Source organism: Caballeronia telluris (assembly GCF_001544495.1).
Taxonomy (GTDB): domain Bacteria; phylum Pseudomonadota; class Gammaproteobacteria; order Burkholderiales; family Burkholderiaceae; genus Caballeronia; species Caballeronia telluris.
Genome location: NZ_FCNZ02000008.1, coordinates 72,120 through 88,864 on the forward strand (window position 1 = coordinate 72,120; position 16,745 = coordinate 88,864).

Below are 16,745 nucleotides of genomic sequence, written 5' to 3' on the forward strand. Positions count from 1 at the left end.
ACCTGCCTGATAGGGCGTGTACCTGTTGCGCGAAAAGGCGCGAAAACGCGCGCGTGAAATCCGCGCGGGCAGTCTCCCAAGCGGACGTGCCGCCACGCGTCCTCCGACAGGTCACGCAACCAGAAGGCCATCACAAGAACATGCAAGCGAACCGGAACACCGTCCCCCGCCGCCTCTGGCGCGCCGCACTCGACAACGCGCTCGGTCTCATCGGCGCGTCGAAGCGGCATGCGCACGCGCCGGCCGCAGACGGCGCGAACGCCAGCCGCGCGGCAGCGGACGTTCCCAGCCCCGCAGCGGCCGAAGCGCTCGAATCCACGCCGGCGGCACCCGCCGCGCGTTCGTTGCCGGCGCAGCTGGAGGCGACGCTCGGCACGGTCGACTTCCTCGCCCAGCTCGACGAATCATTGCGCTTTGTCTACGTGTCGGATGCGAGCATCAGCTTCATCGGCTATCACCGCGACTATCTCGGCATGCTGACGCTTCACGACCTCGTGGCGTCGAACGAAGCCGACGAACTGAACGCGCTCGTGGCACGCGCGCACGCAAGCGGCAGGCTCGAAGCCGCGACGCTGTCGCTCGTCAAGTCGCTGACGTATCCGATCCCGGTCGAACTGCGTCTCCTTTCGACCACGGCAGCGGGCGTGCCGGGCTTCGCGCTCGCTGCGTTCGACGTCTCGCACTGGCGCGACAACGAGGCGCGGCTCACGCATGCGCTCCACCACGACCCGCTGACGGGCCTCGAAAACCTCACCGCGCTGATCGCCGCGGTCAACGCCGTGCAGGCGGAAGCCGAGCACACGCGCACGCAGGCGGCGCTCGTGCTCGTCGACATCGACGACTACCAGCGCATCAACCGCGCGCTCGGCTACGACGCCGGCGACGACATGCTGCGCGAAACCGCGCGGCGCATCCAGCACGCGGCCGGGCACGGCGAGCGCGTGGCGCGCGTCGCGAGCGACGAGTTCGCCGTCCTGCTGCCGGCGGGGACGAGCGCCGAAGCCGCCGAAAGTCTCGGCCGGCGCGTGCTGACGGCGATCGCGCAGCCGTATCGCTATCGCGGGCAGCACACGCATCTTTCCGCGAGCGTCGGCGTCGCGCTCTATCCCGATCAGGCCGATCCGGCAACGAGCGCCGACGAAACCGGCGGCCCGGGCAGCACGGCGGGCGCGCATCTGCTGCGCATGGCCGATCACGCGCTCGCCGAGGCGAAGTCGTCGGGCGGCAACACGCTCGTGTTCCACGCGGTCGACGACGACCCGACCGACGCCGAGCGCCTCAAGCTCGAAGCCGATCTCTACGAGGCCGTGCGCAACGGCGAGTTTGCGCTGCACTTCCAGCCGATCACGAGCAGCCACTCGGGCGGCGTGGTGGGCGTGGAGGCGCTGATGCGCTGGCAGCATCCGGTGCACGGGCTCGTGCCGCCGACGACGTTCATCCCGCTCGCCGAATCGATCGGCCTCATCAACTATCTTGGCAACTGGGTGCTGAAAGCCGCGTGCATGCAGCTCGTGCAATGGGACGCGATCGGCATCCGGCTCCACTACGTGTCGGTGAACGTGTCGCCGCAGCAGTTCCGCGACAAGCGTTTCACCTTCGCGGTGCAGGAAGCGCTCACGCTGACGGGGCTCGATCCGCGGCGGCTCGTGTTCGAGATCACCGAGAGCCTTCTGATGCACGATCCCGAAGAAGCGACGCGGCTCCTGCAGAAGCTCAGGGCATTCGGCATCCGTTTCGCCGTCGACGACTTCGGCACCGGCTATTCCAGCCTCGCCTATTTGCAGCGCTTTCCGCTCTCGAAGCTCAAGATCGACCGCAGTTTTGTCGAAAACCTGCTTACCTCCCGCAACAACCGCGCGATCGTGAGCGCGGTGGTGGGGCTCGCGCAGTCGCTCGGGCTGGAACTGGTCGCGGAAGGCGTCGAAACCGAAGCGCAGCGCGACCTTCTGACCGAAATGGGCTGCGATCACATCCAGGGCTGGCTCATCAGCCACGCGCTGCCGTCGGAAGAGCTTGCACGGTCGTTCCAGTCGAACTCGCTCTTCCTTCACGAGGCATTATGAGATAGGGCACGTTCGTGTTTTAATCCGGGAGCGTGCCGCGCAAACCACCTCGCATCGCCGCCTCACGTCGCCGTATCGTCGTATCGCCGTATCACTGCAGCACCGAGTATCGTTCCGGCCCGTTTCTCCGCTTTTCGTACGGCGGGAACGGGCCGAAGATTGACGCCGCGCCGGCCCGTTGGCCGCGGCACAGCAGGGCTTTCTCACACTACGCATGGCAAGCACCGTCAAGGCCGAATTACTGGACAAGTTGTGGCAGCGCATGAGCGAGCGCGGGGACTTCCCGATGCTCTCGCAGGCGTTGCGCACGACCGTGTCCGCGATGAGCGACGACGACCTCGACTTCACTGCCCTCGTGCAAGTCGTGCTGTCGGATTTCGGCCTCACGCAGAAGGTGCTGCGCCTCGCCAATTCGGCGATGTACATGGCCTTCGGCGGCAACATCACGACCGTGACGCGCGCGCTGATGGTGCTCGGCATGGACGCGGTCGGGCATCTCGTCGTCGGGCTGAAGCTCGTCGATCACTTTCATGCGAGCGTGCCGCGCCGCATCGACGCCAAGCTCGAACTGAACCGCACGCTGCTCTCGGGCGCGGTCGCGCGCCAGATCACCGAGCACACCGACCTGCGTTCGGCCGAGGAAGCGGTGGTCTGCACGCTGATGCGGCAGATCGGCAAGCTGCTGGTCGCGTTTTATCTGGAAAGCGAGTGGGACCAGTTGCGCCGCAAGGCCGCCGTCGAGAACATCAGCGACAGCAGCGCGTGCGCGGCGCTGCTCGGCGTCTCGTTCGAGGAGATCGGCATCGAGGCGGCGGACCGCTGGCGGCTGCCGGAGACGATCCGCGCGGGCATGCGCGCGAGCGACCCGCAGGCGCCCGACCAGACCGTGCCGCGCCATGTCGCGTGGCTGCAGGCCGTGACGAACTATTCGACCGAAGTCGCCGATGCGCTGACGGCGCAGAACATGGCGGGCGAAAATCGCGAGTCGCTGTTGGTTGATATCGCGAACCGTTACAGCGGCGCGCTGAACACCGACGCCGAGACGCTTGCCGCGATGAGCATTGCGCTCGCGAACGAAGAGAGCGGCGACGGCGTGATGCGCGAGATCGTCGAATTGCGTGCGAACGCCGACGCGATCGCGCGCGCGGGGGTATCGGCGGAAGCGCGGATCGGCGCGGGACTGGACGATTTGCGCGCGTTGCCTTCGAAGAACGCGCTCGGGCCGGTGCTCGCGCTGGCTTCCGAGGCGGTGCTCGCGGGCCTGGGCTTTTCGCGGACGGTGGTCTTCGTGCGCCAGGCCAACGATGAATTCCACGCGCGGCTGGGGCTCGGTCCGAACGTCGAGCGGATGCTGCCGACGCTGCAGTTCGCGGCCGCTTTCCAGCCGGATGTGTTTCATCTTGCGATCTCGAATCCGGTGGGCATCTTCATCGAGAATGCGCACGATCCGCGGATCGACGCGCGTTTGCCGCGCTGGTTCAAGCAGGCATTCGGCGATGCCAAGGCTTTCGTGCTGCTGCCCGTGAAGGCCAACGACTCGACAGTCGCGCTCGTTTATGGCGACTGGACGCTTTCGCCGCAAGTGCGCAAGATCACGCCGCCGGAGATGGGCGCGCTCAATGAGCTCACGCGGGAGCTTAGTCGGTTCTTTTCCAATGCGGATTGGAAGGAAGTTGAATTGCTCTAGGGGGTGCTGGCGCTTTGGGGGATTCTGCGCTTCTGTGGAACTTGTTTTCGCGTCGGTCTATTAGCTCTGCCCCTGTCCGGGGCGGGACTTACTTTCTTTGCTGCTGCAAAGAAAGTAAGCAAAGAAAGCAGCTTTTTAGGCAGCAGTTTTGAGGCGGCAACGCTCTTGAAGCACTGAGTGGACATACCGCCTAAGTGTCGCCCTCAAAGGTCTTTAGCGACTTGGTGCGATTAACCGCTGTGTCATCGCGCAGCGAATACAACGGTACAGCAGTCATACATCCATCTTCGCTTCGCTCGGACGTCAGGTGCATGGGTCGCGCGGTTCATGTTCGCGGTTCCGGCGGCTGTGGACCAACGGTTTTCTGTTTATGCCTTTCGTCCGCGAAGCGCGGACGAAAGGATGATTGCCTTACCAAAAACTTCACTGTGCGATGACACAGTGGTTAATCGCGCCAAGTCGCTAAAGACCTTTGAGGGGGACACTTAGGCGGTATGTCCACTCAGTACTTCAAGAGCGTTGCCGCCTCAAAACTGCTGCCTGAAAAAGCTGCTTTCTTTGCTTACTTTCTTTGCAGCAGCAAAGAAAGTAAGTCCCGCCCCGGACAGGGGCAGAGCAAATAGACCGCTAAGAAAGCAGGTTCCATAGAAGCGGAAGAACATCAAACGGTGTTCCACAAAGCGCCAGCACACCCCTCAGTGCAACTGAAACTTCCCGACCAATCCCTTCAACGCCCTCGCCTGATCATCGAGTGACTGCGCGGCGGCAGCCGCCTGCTCCACGAGTGCGGCATTCTGCTGCGTCCCGGCGTCCATCTGCGTGACAGCGCGGCCGATCTCCTCAATGCCGCTCTTCTGCTCCGCCGACGCCGCCGAAATCTCGCCCATGATGTCGGTCACGCGCCTGACCGCCTTCACCACTTCGTCCATCGTGGCGCCAGCCTCGTGCGCATAGGTCGAGCCGTCCGTCACGCGCGATACCGACGCGTGGATCAAGCCCTTGATCTCCTTGGCCGCCGCCGACGAACGCTGCGCGAGCGATCGCACTTCGCCCGCCACCACCGCGAAACCACGCCCCTCCTCGCCCGCGCGCGCCGCCTCGACCGCCGCATTGAGCGCGAGAATGTTCGTCTGGAACGCGATACCCTCGATCACACCGATGATGTCGCCGATACTCTTCGCGCTCGCGTTGATCTGCTCCATCGTCGCGACCACGCGTCCGACCACCTCGCCGCCCTTCTCCGCGATCTCCGACGCGTTGTGCGCCAGCATGCTCGCCTGCTGCGCGTTGTCGGCGTTCTGACGCACCGTCGAGGTCAGTTGCTCCATGCTCGCCGCCGTCTTTTCGAGCGCGACCGCCTGCTCCTCCGTGCGATGCGAGAGGTCGACGTTGCCCGTCGAAATCTCGCTCGACGCCGAAGCGATCGCCTCGGCGCTCGCCGCAATCTCGCCGACCGTCGACGACAACCCCGACTGCATGTCCGAGAGCGCGCGCAGCATGCTCGCGTTGTCGCGCGTCGAGAGGTCGATGCGGTTCGAGAGGTCGCCCGCCGCGATGCGGCTCGCAATCTCCTTCGCATAACCCGGCTCGCCGCCGAGCTGTCCCGCGAGGCGTCGCACCACCCATTCGCTCACGACGATCGCAAGGACGAAGAGCGCCACCGTCAGCGCCGACACCATCACGAACGACGACTGATAGATGAACGCGGCGGCATCGATGGTCGCCTTCGCGGCGGCGCCCCGGCGCGCGACGAGATCGTCGACCATCTTTTCGAGCTTGCCCGTTTCGACCAGCAGCGACACGTCCTGGATGCCGACCTGCCAGTTCATCTGCGACAGGTCGAGCGGCTGCTCCTTCACGAGCTTGACGAAGCTGCGCAGGTTCTCGCTCCATTTCGTGACGCCCGCCGCGAAACGCTTCTGCTGCGCGAGCGCATCCTGGTCGGACGCGTCGATGTGCTGCTGCAACTGCGCCTGTTCCTTGCCGATCGCAGCCAGCGCCTCTTCGATCTGCGCGCCGAGTTCGTCGCGTTCCTTGGCCGTGGTCGCGGTGAGCAGCATCTTTTGCGAGCGGCTCGCGCGCAAGAGATCGCCGCGCGTTTCCTCGGCGGCCCGGCTCGCGACGTAGCCTTGTGTGTAGATCGAGCCGGTCGAGTCGTTCAGACGGCCGATCTGCGTGAGCGCGATCGCGCCGATCGCGAGCGTCCCTGCCAGCACGAGCGCGAAGGCGAGCCTGAGCGACGCCTTCACCGACAACCCGCCACGGCCGGCCGCCGCGCGGCGCGTTCTGGATGCATCCTTTGAAGCTTGCGAGACTGAGCCCGCGCCGGCATGGCCGCGCAGCAAAAACGGTTTCATCGATTCATTCCCCGAATGATTCTGGTTGCAGGCCGCGTCGTCGAAAGACGCATGCCTTTGTCACTGGTCTACGGCCGTCGCGTCGCAAATCTTGAGTAGGGTATTTCCCGCGCCCGGATTCGGATGAAGCCGCGCGCCGCTTGCGTTTCTCGCCGCCGTCGACGCGTTATAACCGACCAAAAAAAACGTGCGTGCGCAAATCGCGCCGCCGCCGCGCGGCATGTCCAATTCGCGACAAAGGTTGGCAGGACAACGCGTACCGGACAAACTAAACTACGTCCTATTCGACCTGCTCATGAATCGCCTAATACAGCGAGCGGCTGAAAAAAATTCCAAGAGACCACCTTCCGGCAGACTTTTCACCATGCAAACGAGCATCGACAAAGCCGCGCTCAGTGCGGCGCCTTCCGTTTCCGCGCCGCCGGCCGCCGCGCAACGCACGGTCTATTCGGTCCTGGGTGCGATCAGCTTCTCGCATCTGCTGAACGACATGATCCAGTCGCTGATCCTCGCGATCTATCCGATGTTCAAGAGCCAATTCGCGCTCTCGTTCGCGCAAATCGGGCTCATCACGCTGACCTACCAGATCACGGCGTCGCTGCTGCAGCCGCTCGTCGGCCTCTACACCGACAAGCATCCGAAACCCTGGTCGCTGCCCGTCGGCATGGGCTTCACGCTTTGCGGGCTGCTCCTGATGTCGGTCGCGGGCAACTTCCCGACGCTGCTCGTCGCGGCGGCGCTCGTCGGCTGCGGGTCGTCGGTGTTCCATCCGGAATCGTCGCGGGTGGCGCGCATGGCCTCGGGCGGCAAGCACGGTCTCGCGCAGTCGCTCTTCCAGGTGGGCGGCAACGCCGGTTCGTCGCTCGGGCCGCTCCTCGCCGCGCTGATCGTGATCCCGCACGGACAGAAGAGCATCGCGTGGTTCTCGGCGGCGGCGCTGGTCGCGATCGTCGTGCTGGCTAACATCGGGCGCTGGTACAAGCGCCATCCCGCGGCAAAGAAAGGCCGCGCGCACGCCGCGCATGCCACCCTGCCGCGCAACAAGGTGATTCTCGCGATGAGCGTGCTCGTGCTGCTCGTGTTCTCCAAGTACTTCTACATGTCGAGCATCATGAGCTACTTCACGTTCTATCTGATCAGCAAGTTCGGGCTGTCGGTGCAAAGCGCGCAGGTGCATCTGTTCGTGTTCCTCGCGGCGGTCGCGGCGGGCACGATCATCGGCGGGCCGGTCGGCGACCGGATCGGGCGCAAGGTCGTGATCTGGGTGTCGATTCTCGGCGTCGCGCCGTTCACGCTGCTGCTTCCCTACGCGAACCTGTTCTGGACCGGCGTGCTGTCGGTGATCATCGGGCTCGTGCTGGCGTCGGCGTTCTCGGCGATCCTCGTCTATGCGCAGGAACTGATTCCGGGCAAGGTCGGGATGGTGGCGGGGCTCTTCTTCGGCTTCGCGTTCGGCATGGGCGGCGTGGGCGCCGCGGTGCTCGGCCATCTCGCCGATACGACCAGCATCGACTACGTGTACAAGCTCTGTTCGTTCCTGCCGCTGATCGGCATGCTGGCCGTGCTGCTGCCGCGCACGTCGGAGCCGAAGCCGAAAACGGCCTGACGACGCTCTTCACGCTTGCTTGCGAAAACGCCCGCTTCGACGCTGTCGAAGCGGGCGTTTTTTTGATGCGCATGACGCGTGTTTCAGCCTCCCGCGCCGAGCGCCGCCTTCACCTGCTGCAACGCGCCGATGTCCTCGATGGTCGGCAGATCGCCCGGTTCGCGCCCTTCCGCGAGCGCGGCGATCGCGCGACGCAGGAGCTTGCCCGAGCGCGTCTTCGGCAGCATCGAGACGAAATGCACGCGCGCCGGCCGGGCGATCGCGCCCAGTTGCGTATCGACGGTATGCGCGAGTTCCGCTTCCAGTCCTTCGCGCACGCCCGGCGCGTTCAGGCGATCCGCGTCGCGCAGCACGACGAACGCGAACGCCGCCTGCCCCTTCACCGCATCCGCGACGCCGACGACCGCCACTTCCGCCACCGCCGGGTGGCTGGACAGCGCTTCCTCGATCTCGCGCGTGCCGAGCCGGTGCCCCGCCACGTTGATGACGTCATCGGTGCGGCCGAGGATAGAGACATAACCGTCGTCGTCCTGCACGCCCCAGTCGAAGGTGGAATAGACCTGCTGGTTCGGCACGCTCTTCCAGTATGTATCGACGAAACGTCGGTCGTCGCCCCACACGGTCTGCATGCAGCCGGGCGGCAGCGGATAGCCGAGCGCGATCACGCCCTTCTCGCCCGGCGCGCAGATGTCGCCTGTCTGCTCGTCGCGCAGGCTGAGGTTGAAGCCCATCGACGGCACGCCCGGCGAGCCGAGCTTCGGCGGCAGATCTTCGATGCCGTGCGGGATCGCGATCATCGGCCAGCCGGTTTCGGTCTGCCAGTAATTGTCGACGACGGGTTTTCTGAGCGCGCCCTGGATCCATTGCGCGGTCGGTTCGTCGAGCGGCTCGCCCGCGAGGAAGAGCGTGCGCAGGCTCGACAAATCCGCCTGCTGCATCAGCTGCGGGTCTTGCTTTTTCAGCACGCGGATCGCGGTCGGCGCGGTGAACATCAGGTTGATCCTGTACTGCTCGACGAGCCGCCACCAGACGCCGCCGTCCGGGCGCACCGGCGTGCCTTCGTACATGACGGTCGTGAGCCCGGCGATCAGCGGCGCATAGATGATGTAGCTGTGGCCGACCACCCAGCCGATATCCGACGGGGTGAACATCACGTCGCCCGCCGCGCCCTGGAAGATGTGTTCCATCGATGCCGCGAGCGCGACCGCGTAGCCGCCGACATCGCGCTGCACGCCCTTCGGCCGCCCGGTCGTGCCCGACGTGTAGAGCACATACGACGGCTCGTTCGATTCGAGCCATTCGCACTGCACGCAGGCATCGAAGAACTGTTCGCGCAGCGGTTCGTAGGCGATGAGATACGGCGCCTGCAGGCGCTCCGGGGCGAGCTGGCGGTCGATCAGAAGCACCTGCGGCACCTTGTATTCGGCGCGCGAAAGCGCTTCGTCGACGAGCGGCGTGTAGTCGATCACCTTGCCCGCGCGCGCGCCGGCGTCGGCGGTGATGATGAGCGCGGGCTTCGCATCGTCGATGCGGGCCGCGAGATTCGGCGCCGCGAAGCCGCCGAACACGACCGAATGAATCGCGCCGAGCCGCGCACAGGCGAGCATCGCGAAGAGCGCTTCGGCAATCATCGGCAGATAGATCAGCACGCGATCGCCCTTCTTCACGTGCAGCGAGCGCATCACGGCCGCCATCCGGTTCACTTCGGCATGCAGTTCCGCATACGTGTAGCGGCGCTCGATGCCCGTCTCGGTGGAAACGTAGATCAGCGCATCCTGCTGCGCGCGCGACGCGAGGTGACGGTCGACCGCGTTGTAGCAGAGATTCGTGCGCCCGCCGACGAACCAGCGCGCGAACGGCGGGCGGCTGTCGTCGAGCACCTTCTCGAACGGGGTTTCCCAGTGGATGCGGCGTGCCTGTTCGCCCCAGAATGCCTCGGGCGCTTCGATCGAACGGCGAAACTCCTCGCGATAAGTCGTCATTCGCTCCCTCTGATAGCAGTGTGCAGTCTGCTTCAGAGCATAGAGCAGCCCGACAGGGCGTGCTAGAGAGGGACCGCCCTATGCGCGCGGCGGCGGACGGGCGCCGCATCCGCGCGCGGTTCGGCCGGCGAGTGCTTGAGCAGCACGGGCGCGAGATCGACGGCCACCCGCATGCTCGACACCACGACCGTGCGCACGCCGCCGTGCGCTGTGACGATGCGCCACGCTTCGCGCGTCGTCGCGCGTGCTTCGATGCGCGGTTCGATCACGATGAAGCCGCGGCAGTACGCCGCGAGCGTCGCCGACTGCGCGCGCAGCCACGCGGTGCGCAGGCGCGTGTCGTCGAGGGTTTCGTCCGCGCCGTGCTCCGACACGATGACGAACGGCGTCTTCAGCGCGAGCAGGCGCTGCATTTCGACGCGCCACGCGAACGCATAACCCGGCTTCACCGCGCGGCGGCGCAGCCGCACGAGCGGGAAGCGGCTCGCGTCGTGCATCGGCTGGTCGGGGGGCTGGATGGCCGCGGCCGTCGCGGAGGTCGGAGCGAGGTCGGAAGCAATCACAGCGGTTTCGGGCTCCAGTAGTTGAAGGCGGCGACGAAGTTGCCCCACTGCGACCGGCGCGCCTTCACCCGTCTTTTCGACGCCTTCGGCGCGGCGCGCTCGCTTTGCGCGGGCGCGCAGACGGCGCTCGTCGCCCACGCACGACGCGTGGTGTCGAGCACCTTCGCCGCGTTCACGGAGATCGCGACGGCGGGCGTGTCGAGGGGTATTGCGGATGAATTCGGTTCAGTTGACGCGCGTGGCATGTCGGGCCCCTTGTCTCGTGCGAAACCTATTGTATTGAGAATCATTCTCAACTACAAGCGGGTTTATGCCGATGGAAGCGCGACGCGACTCAGGAGCGTGAGCGCAGAAAGCGCGACAGGATGCCGGACGAATACGCCCCGGCGATCGCCATGAGAAATTCGGCGAAGGAAGCGGGCGCGGCGGCGTCGGCGGTATCGGAGATCGTGCGCACGACCGCGCACGGCACGCCGTACTCGTAGCAGACCTGCGCGAGCGCGGCGCCTTCCATCTCGACGGCGAGCGCGTCCGGCAAGACTTCGCGCAACGCGAGCACGGCATCGTGGCTCGCGATGAAGCGGTCGCCGCTCACGATCAGACCGCGATGCACGCGCGGGCGGCTCACCGTGAAGCGCTCCCGCAGCGTATCGCCGGCCTGTTCGAGAAACGCCTCGGACGCGGCGACGAGCAGCGCGCTCAGTTCGGGGGAGGTTTCGAAGCGCGCTTTGTCGAGCAGCGGCACCTCGAAGCGCGGAAAGAGCGGCGACGCGTCGAGGTCGTGCTGCAAAAGCGTGTCCGCGACAACGATGTCGCCCACCTGCACATCCGCGTGCACGCCGCCCGCGACGCCGGTGAACACGATCGCCTCCGCGCCGAATTCGTGGATGAGCGCGGTGGCCGTCGTGGCGGCGGCGACCTTGCCGATGCGCGCGAGCGTCGCGACACACCGCACGCCATGCGCCTCGCCGACGTGATATTCGCGCTGGCCGAGCGTGATCGTTTCGACTTCGCCTGTGGCGCGCATATCCGCGATGAGGTCGCCGAGTTCCTGCGGCAGCGCCGCCATGATGCCGAGCATCTCGACTCGCCCCGTCATTCCACGGCTTGCAGCTTCGCGACCGCGAGCGCGAGCCATTTTTCGCCGTGCCGCTTGAAGCGAACCTGCGCGCGGGCATCGGCGCCCGAGCCTTCGAGCGCCGTGACCGTGCCTTCGCCGAACTTGTTGTGAAACACCGCCTGGCCGACCTTGAAGCCGGTTTCGGCGGCGCGCTGCTGGTTGGCGAACGCGGGCACGGGCGCGCCCGCATCGGGATTCACATAATCCGACGACGACGACCGCTCGCGTCCGGGCCGCGCGAACCAGTCGCGGCCCCAGCCGGCGTTATCCGCGCGGCCGCCCCAGCGCGCGCCCGCTTCCGCCTTCGGCGTGAGCCACTTGAGCGAGCCTTCGGGCAACTCGTCGAAGAAACGCGAGCGGATGTTGTAGCGCGTCTGGCCGTGCAGCATGCGGCTCTGCGCGAACGAGAGATAAAGCCGCTCCTTCGCCCGCGTGATCGCCACGTAGGCGAGCCGGCGCTCTTCCTCGAGGCCGTCGGTTTCCTGCGCGCTGTTCTCGTGCGGAAAGAGGCCCTCTTCCAGCCCGGTGATGAACACCGCCGTGAATTCGAGCCCCTTCGCCGCGTGCACCGTCATCAGCTGCACGGCGTCCTGGCCCGCCTGCGCCTGGTTGTCGCCCGCTTCGAGCGACGCGTGCGAGAGAAAGCCCGCGAGCGGCGTCATCGTGTCGGGGTTTTGCGCGGGATCGGCGGGACTCGCGGCATCCAGCACGTCGACGGAAGGATCGTCGGTCGCGAGCGCGATTTCCGGCGCGGCCGTCGCGCCCGGCCGCAGCGGAATCGAGCGCGCGGGCGTGTCGAGCCCGTAGCCTTCTTCGCTGACGAACGCCGCCGCCGCGTTGACCAGTTCCTGCAAATTCTCCAGCCGGTCCTGCCCTTCGCGCTCGGTTTCGTAGTGCGCGGCAAGTCCGCTCGCGCGGACCACGTATTCGACCGTCTCCGGCAGGCTCATCTGCTGCGTCTCGGCGCGCATTTTCGCGACGAGCGTCGCGAACGCGCCGAGGCTCGAACCCGCCTTGCCCGCCACGTAGGGCACAGCGGCCGCCATCGAACAGTTGTAGAGACGCGCCGCGTCGGCGAGTTGCTCGATCGAGCGCGCGCCGATGCCGCGCGTCGGGAAATTCACGACGCGCGCGAACGCGGTGTCGTCGTTCGGGTTGTCGATCAGGCGCAGATACGCGAGCGCGTGCTTCACTTCCTGCCGCTCGAAAAAGCGCAGCCCGCCATAGACGCGATAGGGAATGCCGGCGTTCACGAGCGTGTGCTCGATCGTGCGCGACTGCGCGTTGCTCCGGTACAGCACCGCGATCTCGCCGCGCGAAAGGCCCGTGTTGATCAGCGCCTTGATTTCCTCGACGATCCAGCCCGCTTCCTGCGAATCCGTCGCCGCCTCGTAGACGCGCACCGGCTCGCCGTGTCCGGCGTCCGTGCGCAAGTTCTTGCCGAGCCGTCGCGAGTTGTTCGCGATCAGGAAGTTGGCCGTGTCGAGAATATGGCCGTGCGAGCGGTAGTTTTGCTCCAGCTTGATCAGATTGCGCACGCGGAATTCGCGCTCGAAGTCGTGCATGTTGCCGACGTTCGCGCCGCGAAACGCGTAGATCGACTGGTCGTCGTCGCCGACGGCGAAGATCGCGTTGTGCTCGCCCGCGAGCATCTTCAGCCACGCGTACTGGAGCTTGTTGGTGTCCTGGAATTCGTCGACGAGAATCTGCCGGAACCGCGCCTGGTAATGCGCCCGAAGCGGCGGATTGTGCGCGAGCAGTTCGTAGCAGCGCAGCAGCAGCTCCGGAAAATCGACGACGCCCTCGCGCTGGCATTGTTGATCGTAGGCTTCGTACAGTTCGACGAACTTGCGATTGAACGCATCGGTCGCATCTACGTCTTTCGGACGCAGACCCTGCTCCTTCGCGTTGTTGATGAAGTACTGGAGATTCTTCGCCGGATACTTCTCGTCGTCGATGTTCAGGCCCTTCATCAGACGCTTGATCGCGGAAAGCTGGTCGGCGGTGTCGAGGATCTGGAACGTCTGCGGCAGGCCGGCGTCGCGGTAATGCGCGCGCAGCATGCGGTTGCACAAGCCGTGGAACGTGCCGATCCACATGCCGCGCGTGTCGATCGGCAACAGCGCGGAGAGACGCGACATCATCTCGCGCGCGGCCTTGTTCGTGAACGTGACGGCGAGAATGGTCGACGGCGACGCATAACCCTGCTGGATCAGCCACGCGATGCGCGTGATCAGCACGCGCGTCTTGCCGCTGCCGGCGCCCGCGAGGATCATCGCCGGCTCGTTCGGCAGCGTCACGGCGGCGAGTTGTTCGGGATTCAGGTTGGCAAGCAGATCGGGCATGAGGGATGTCTTCCGGTGGGTCGAACATTATAAGACCGCTCCGATGGCGACGTTCGGCGCCGCCGCCCCGATTCGTCCGACGCTCGTCGCGAAACCTTATAATTGGCTGTTCATCCGCATTTTTTCACGCATTTTTCGGCAGATTCCACACATGAGCGACAGCACGCTTGCGAAGAGCTTCGAGCCCCACGACATCGAGTCCCAATGGGGCCCGGAATGGGAAAAACGCGGTTATGCCGCTCCTGATTTCAAGCCGGGCGCGAAGAATTTCTCGATCCAGCTGCCGCCGCCCAACGTCACCGGCACGCTGCACATGGGCCACGCGTTCAACCAGACCATCATGGATGGCTTGACGCGCTATCACCGCATGCTCGGCGACAACACGCTCTGGGTGCCGGGGACGGATCACGCGGGCATCGCGACGCAGATCGTCGTCGAGCGCCAGCTCGATGCCAAGGGCGTCTCGCGCCACGACCTCGGCCGCGAGGAATTTTTGAAGCGCGTCTGGGCGTGGAAACAGGAATCCGGCTCGACCATCACGAACCAGGTGCGGCGCCTCGGCGCGTCGATCGACTGGTCGCGCGAATATTTCACGATGGACGACAAGATGTCGGCTGCCGTGCGCGACGTGTTCGTCACGCTTTACAAACAGGGCCTGATCTATCGCGGCAAGCGCCTCGTGAATTGGGACCCGGTGCTCGGCACTGCGGTGTCCGACCTTGAAGTGGTCAGCGAAGAGGAAAACGGCAGCCTCTGGCACATCAACTATCCGCTGCCGGACGGCTCGGGCCATGTCACGGTGGCAACCACGCGCCCCGAAACCATGCTCGGCGACGTCGCCGTGATGGTGCATCCGGAAGACGAGCGCTACGCGCATCTGATCGGCAAGACGGTCGTGCTGCCGCTTTCCGACCGCGAAATCCCCGTCATCGCCGACGATTACGTCGACCGCGAATTCGGCACCGGCGTCGTGAAAGTGACGCCCGCGCACGATTTCAACGACTATCAGGTCGGCCAGCGCCACAAGCTGCCGCAAATCGAAATCCTCACGCTCGACGCGAAGATCAACGACAACGCGCCCGCTAAATATCGCGGCATGGATCGCTTCGAGGCGCGCAAGCAAGTGGTCGCGGACCTCGAAGCGCTCGGCCTGCTCGATTCGGTCAAGCCGCACAAGCTGATGGTGCCGCGCGGCGACCGCACGGGCGTCGCGATCGAGCCGATGCTGACCGACCAATGGTTCGTCGCGATGAGCAAGCCGGCGCCGGAAGGCACGTTCAATCCGGGCAAGTCGATCGCGGAAACCGCACTCGATGTCGTGCGCGGCGGAGAGATCAAGTTCGTGCCGGAAAACTGGACGACCACCTATTACCAGTGGCTCGAAAACATCCAGGACTGGTGCATCTCGCGTCAGTTGTGGTGGGGTCATCAGATTCCCGCGTGGTACGGCGAGAACGGCGAAATCTTCGTCGCGAAGACGGAAGACGAAGCCCGCGCCGAAGCGCAGTCGCAAGGCTACACGGGCGCGCTCAAACGCGACGACGATGTCCTCGACACCTGGTTCTCGTCCGCGCTCGTGCCCTTCTCCTCGCTCGGCTGGCCGAATGAGACGAAGGAATTGCAGGCGTTTTTGCCGTCTTCGGTACTGGTGACTGGGTTCGACATCATCTTCTTCTGGGTCGCCCGGATGGTAATGATGACCACGCATTTCACCGGCAAGGTGCCGTTCGACACCGTCTACGTGCACGGCCTCGTGCGCGACGCGGAAGGCCAGAAAATGTCGAAGAGCAAGGGCAACACGCTCGACCCGATCGACATCGTCGACGGCATCGGGCTCGATGCGCTCGTCGCCAAGCGCACGACCGGCCTCATGAACCCGAAGCAGGCCGCGCAGATCGAGAAAAAGACGCGCAAGGAATTCCCCGACGGCATTCCCGCGTTCGGCACGGACGCACTGCGTTTCACGATGGCGTCGATGGCAACGCTCGGTCGCAATGTGAATTTTGATTTGGCACGCTGTGAGGGCTACCGCAATTTCTGCAACAAGCTCTGGAACGCGACGCGCTTCGTGCTGATGAACACCGAAGGGCACGATTGCGGCTTCGGCAAGCCCGGCGCATGCGAGCCGGGCGACTGCGGCCCGGGCGGCTACCTGCATTTCTCGCAGGCCGACTTCTGGATCGTGTCGCTGCTCCAGCGCGTGGAGATGGAAGTCGAAAAAGGTTTCGCGGACTACCGCTTCGACAACGTCGCAAGCGCCATTTACAAGTTCGTGTGGGACGAGTACTGCGACTGGTATCTCGAACTCGCGAAGGTTCAGATCCAGACCGGCACGCCGGAACAGCAGCGCGCCACGCGCCGCACGTTGCTGCGCGTGCTGGAAACGGTGCTGCGCCTCGCGCATCCGGTGATTCCGTTCATCACCGAGGCGCTGTGGCAAAAGGTGGCGCCGCTCACCGATGCTTACCCGAAAGGCGCCAGGGAGGGCGAAGCATCGATCATGGTGCGGCGTTTCCCGCAGGCGCAGCCGGAAAAAATCGATGAATCCGCCGAACAGTGGGCCGCCGAACTGAAAGCGATCATCGATGCATGCCGTAATCTGCGCGGGGAGATGAATTTGTCGCCGGCGGTGAAGGTGCCGATGCTCGCCACCGGCGACGCCGCGCGTCTCGCCACGTTCGCGCCCTATGTCCAGGCGCTCGCGCGCTTGTCGGACGTGCAGATCATCGCCGACGAGGCGACGCTCGACAGCCAGGCGCACGGCGCACCGGTTGCGATCGTCGGGGCGAACAAGCTGGTGCTGAAGGTCGAGATCGACGTCGCGGCGGAACGCGAGCGTTTGTCGAAGGAAGTGGACCGTCTCACGCACGAGCTGTCCAAGTGCGGCGCCAAGCTTGGAAACGAGAGTTTTGTCGCAAAGGCGCCGGCCGCCGTCGTTGAACAGGAGCGAAAAAGGCTGGCAGAATACGAAACCACTATCGCAAAGCTTCAGGCGCAATTATTGCGTCTTCCCGCTTGATCG

10 protein-coding genes are annotated in these 16,745 nt (G+C 65.1%); 4 read left to right on the top strand and 6 right to left on the bottom strand.

The features are described 5' to 3' along the window. Window positions 1-140 precede the first annotated feature (140 nt). A complete protein-coding gene (locus tag AWB66_RS12240) occupies window positions 141-2,063 on the top strand; it encodes a putative bifunctional diguanylate cyclase/phosphodiesterase (RefSeq protein WP_087630563.1) in 1,923 nt (640 codons plus the stop codon). Window positions 2,064-2,277: 214 nt separating this feature from the next. Beyond that, window positions 2,278-3,750, top strand: coding sequence for an HDOD domain-containing protein (locus tag AWB66_RS12245; RefSeq protein ID WP_087630564.1), 1,473 nt, complete (start codon window positions 2,278-2,280; stop codon window positions 3,748-3,750). A 695-nt stretch (window positions 3,751-4,445) separates the two neighbouring features. Here AWB66_RS12245 and AWB66_RS12250 read toward each other — a convergent pair. Next, window positions 4,446-6,107: a methyl-accepting chemotaxis protein gene (locus tag AWB66_RS12250; protein ID WP_087630565.1), complete on the bottom strand. Its 1,662-nt coding sequence runs from the start codon at window positions 6,105-6,107 to the stop codon at window positions 4,446-4,448. A gap of 364 nt (window positions 6,108-6,471) precedes the next feature. On the opposite strand from AWB66_RS12250, the gene AWB66_RS12255 reads away from it, so the two are divergent. Continuing rightward, window positions 6,472-7,713, top strand: a complete 1,242-nt coding sequence (locus tag AWB66_RS12255) for an MFS transporter (RefSeq protein ID WP_087630566.1) — start codon at window positions 6,472-6,474, stop codon at window positions 7,711-7,713. 83 nt (window positions 7,714-7,796) lie between these two features. Here the strand turns inward: AWB66_RS12255 and AWB66_RS12260 are convergent, their stop codons facing one another. From AWB66_RS12260 to AWB66_RS12280, 5 genes are all read right to left on the bottom strand, one after another. Continuing rightward, window positions 7,797-9,695 (bottom strand): propionate--CoA ligase, encoded by a 1,899-nt coding sequence (locus tag AWB66_RS12260; protein ID WP_087630567.1) that lies wholly within the window; start codon window positions 9,693-9,695, stop codon window positions 7,797-7,799. A 62-nt stretch (window positions 9,696-9,757) separates the two neighbouring features. Then, window positions 9,758-10,258 carry a hypothetical protein gene (locus AWB66_RS12265; RefSeq protein WP_200818975.1) on the bottom strand — a complete coding sequence of 167 codons (501 nt, stop codon included), beginning with the start codon at window positions 10,256-10,258 and terminating at the stop codon, window positions 9,758-9,760. Next, on the bottom strand, window positions 10,255-10,503 hold the full coding sequence (locus AWB66_RS12270; protein ID WP_125469713.1) for a hypothetical protein: 249 nt from the start codon (window positions 10,501-10,503) through the stop codon (window positions 10,255-10,257). The genes AWB66_RS12265 and AWB66_RS12270 overlap by 4 nt, the downstream gene beginning before the upstream one ends. Before the next feature lie 89 nt (window positions 10,504-10,592). Continuing rightward, complete coding sequence (locus tag AWB66_RS12275) at window positions 10,593-11,357, bottom strand: 5'-methylthioadenosine/adenosylhomocysteine nucleosidase (RefSeq protein ID WP_235021095.1); 765 nt, start codon at window positions 11,355-11,357, stop codon at window positions 10,593-10,595. Beyond that, window positions 11,354-13,723, bottom strand: a complete 2,370-nt coding sequence (locus AWB66_RS12280) for a UvrD-helicase domain-containing protein (RefSeq protein WP_087630570.1) — start codon at window positions 13,721-13,723, stop codon at window positions 11,354-11,356. The genes AWB66_RS12275 and AWB66_RS12280 overlap by 4 nt, the downstream gene beginning before the upstream one ends. Window positions 13,724-13,874: 151 nt before the next feature. On the opposite strand from AWB66_RS12280, the gene AWB66_RS12285 reads away from it, so the two are divergent. After that, on the top strand, window positions 13,875-16,742 hold the full coding sequence (locus tag AWB66_RS12285) for a valine--tRNA ligase (RefSeq protein WP_087630717.1): 2,868 nt from the start codon (window positions 13,875-13,877) through the stop codon (window positions 16,740-16,742). The last annotated feature ends 3 nt before the right edge of the window (window positions 16,743-16,745 follow it).

Bases quoted from the DNA above. Each gene is read 5' to 3' on its own strand.
- AWB66_RS12240 (WP_087630563.1), top strand. From the start codon at position 141: ATGCAAGCGAACCGGAACACCGTCCCCCGCCGCCTCTGGCGCGCCGCA.
- AWB66_RS12245 (WP_087630564.1), top strand. From the start codon at position 2,278: ATGGCAAGCACCGTCAAGGCCGAATTACTGGACAAGTTGTGGCAGCGC.
- AWB66_RS12250 (WP_087630565.1), bottom strand. From the start codon at position 6,107: ATGAAACCGTTTTTGCTGCGCGGCCATGCCGGCGCGGGCTCAGTCTCG.
- AWB66_RS12255 (WP_087630566.1), top strand. From the start codon at position 6,472: ATGCAAACGAGCATCGACAAAGCCGCGCTCAGTGCGGCGCCTTCCGTT.
- AWB66_RS12260 (WP_087630567.1), bottom strand. From the start codon at position 9,695: ATGACGACTTATCGCGAGGAGTTTCGCCGTTCGATCGAAGCGCCCGAG.
- AWB66_RS12270 (WP_125469713.1), bottom strand. From the start codon at position 10,503: ATGCCACGCGCGTCAACTGAACCGAATTCATCCGCAATACCCCTCGAC.
- AWB66_RS12275 (WP_235021095.1), bottom strand. From the start codon at position 11,357: ATGACGGGGCGAGTCGAGATGCTCGGCATCATGGCGGCGCTGCCGCAG.
- AWB66_RS12280 (WP_087630570.1), bottom strand. From the start codon at position 13,723: ATGCCCGATCTGCTTGCCAACCTGAATCCCGAACAACTCGCCGCCGTG.
- AWB66_RS12285 (WP_087630717.1), top strand. From the start codon at position 13,875: ATGAGCGACAGCACGCTTGCGAAGAGCTTCGAGCCCCACGACATCGAG.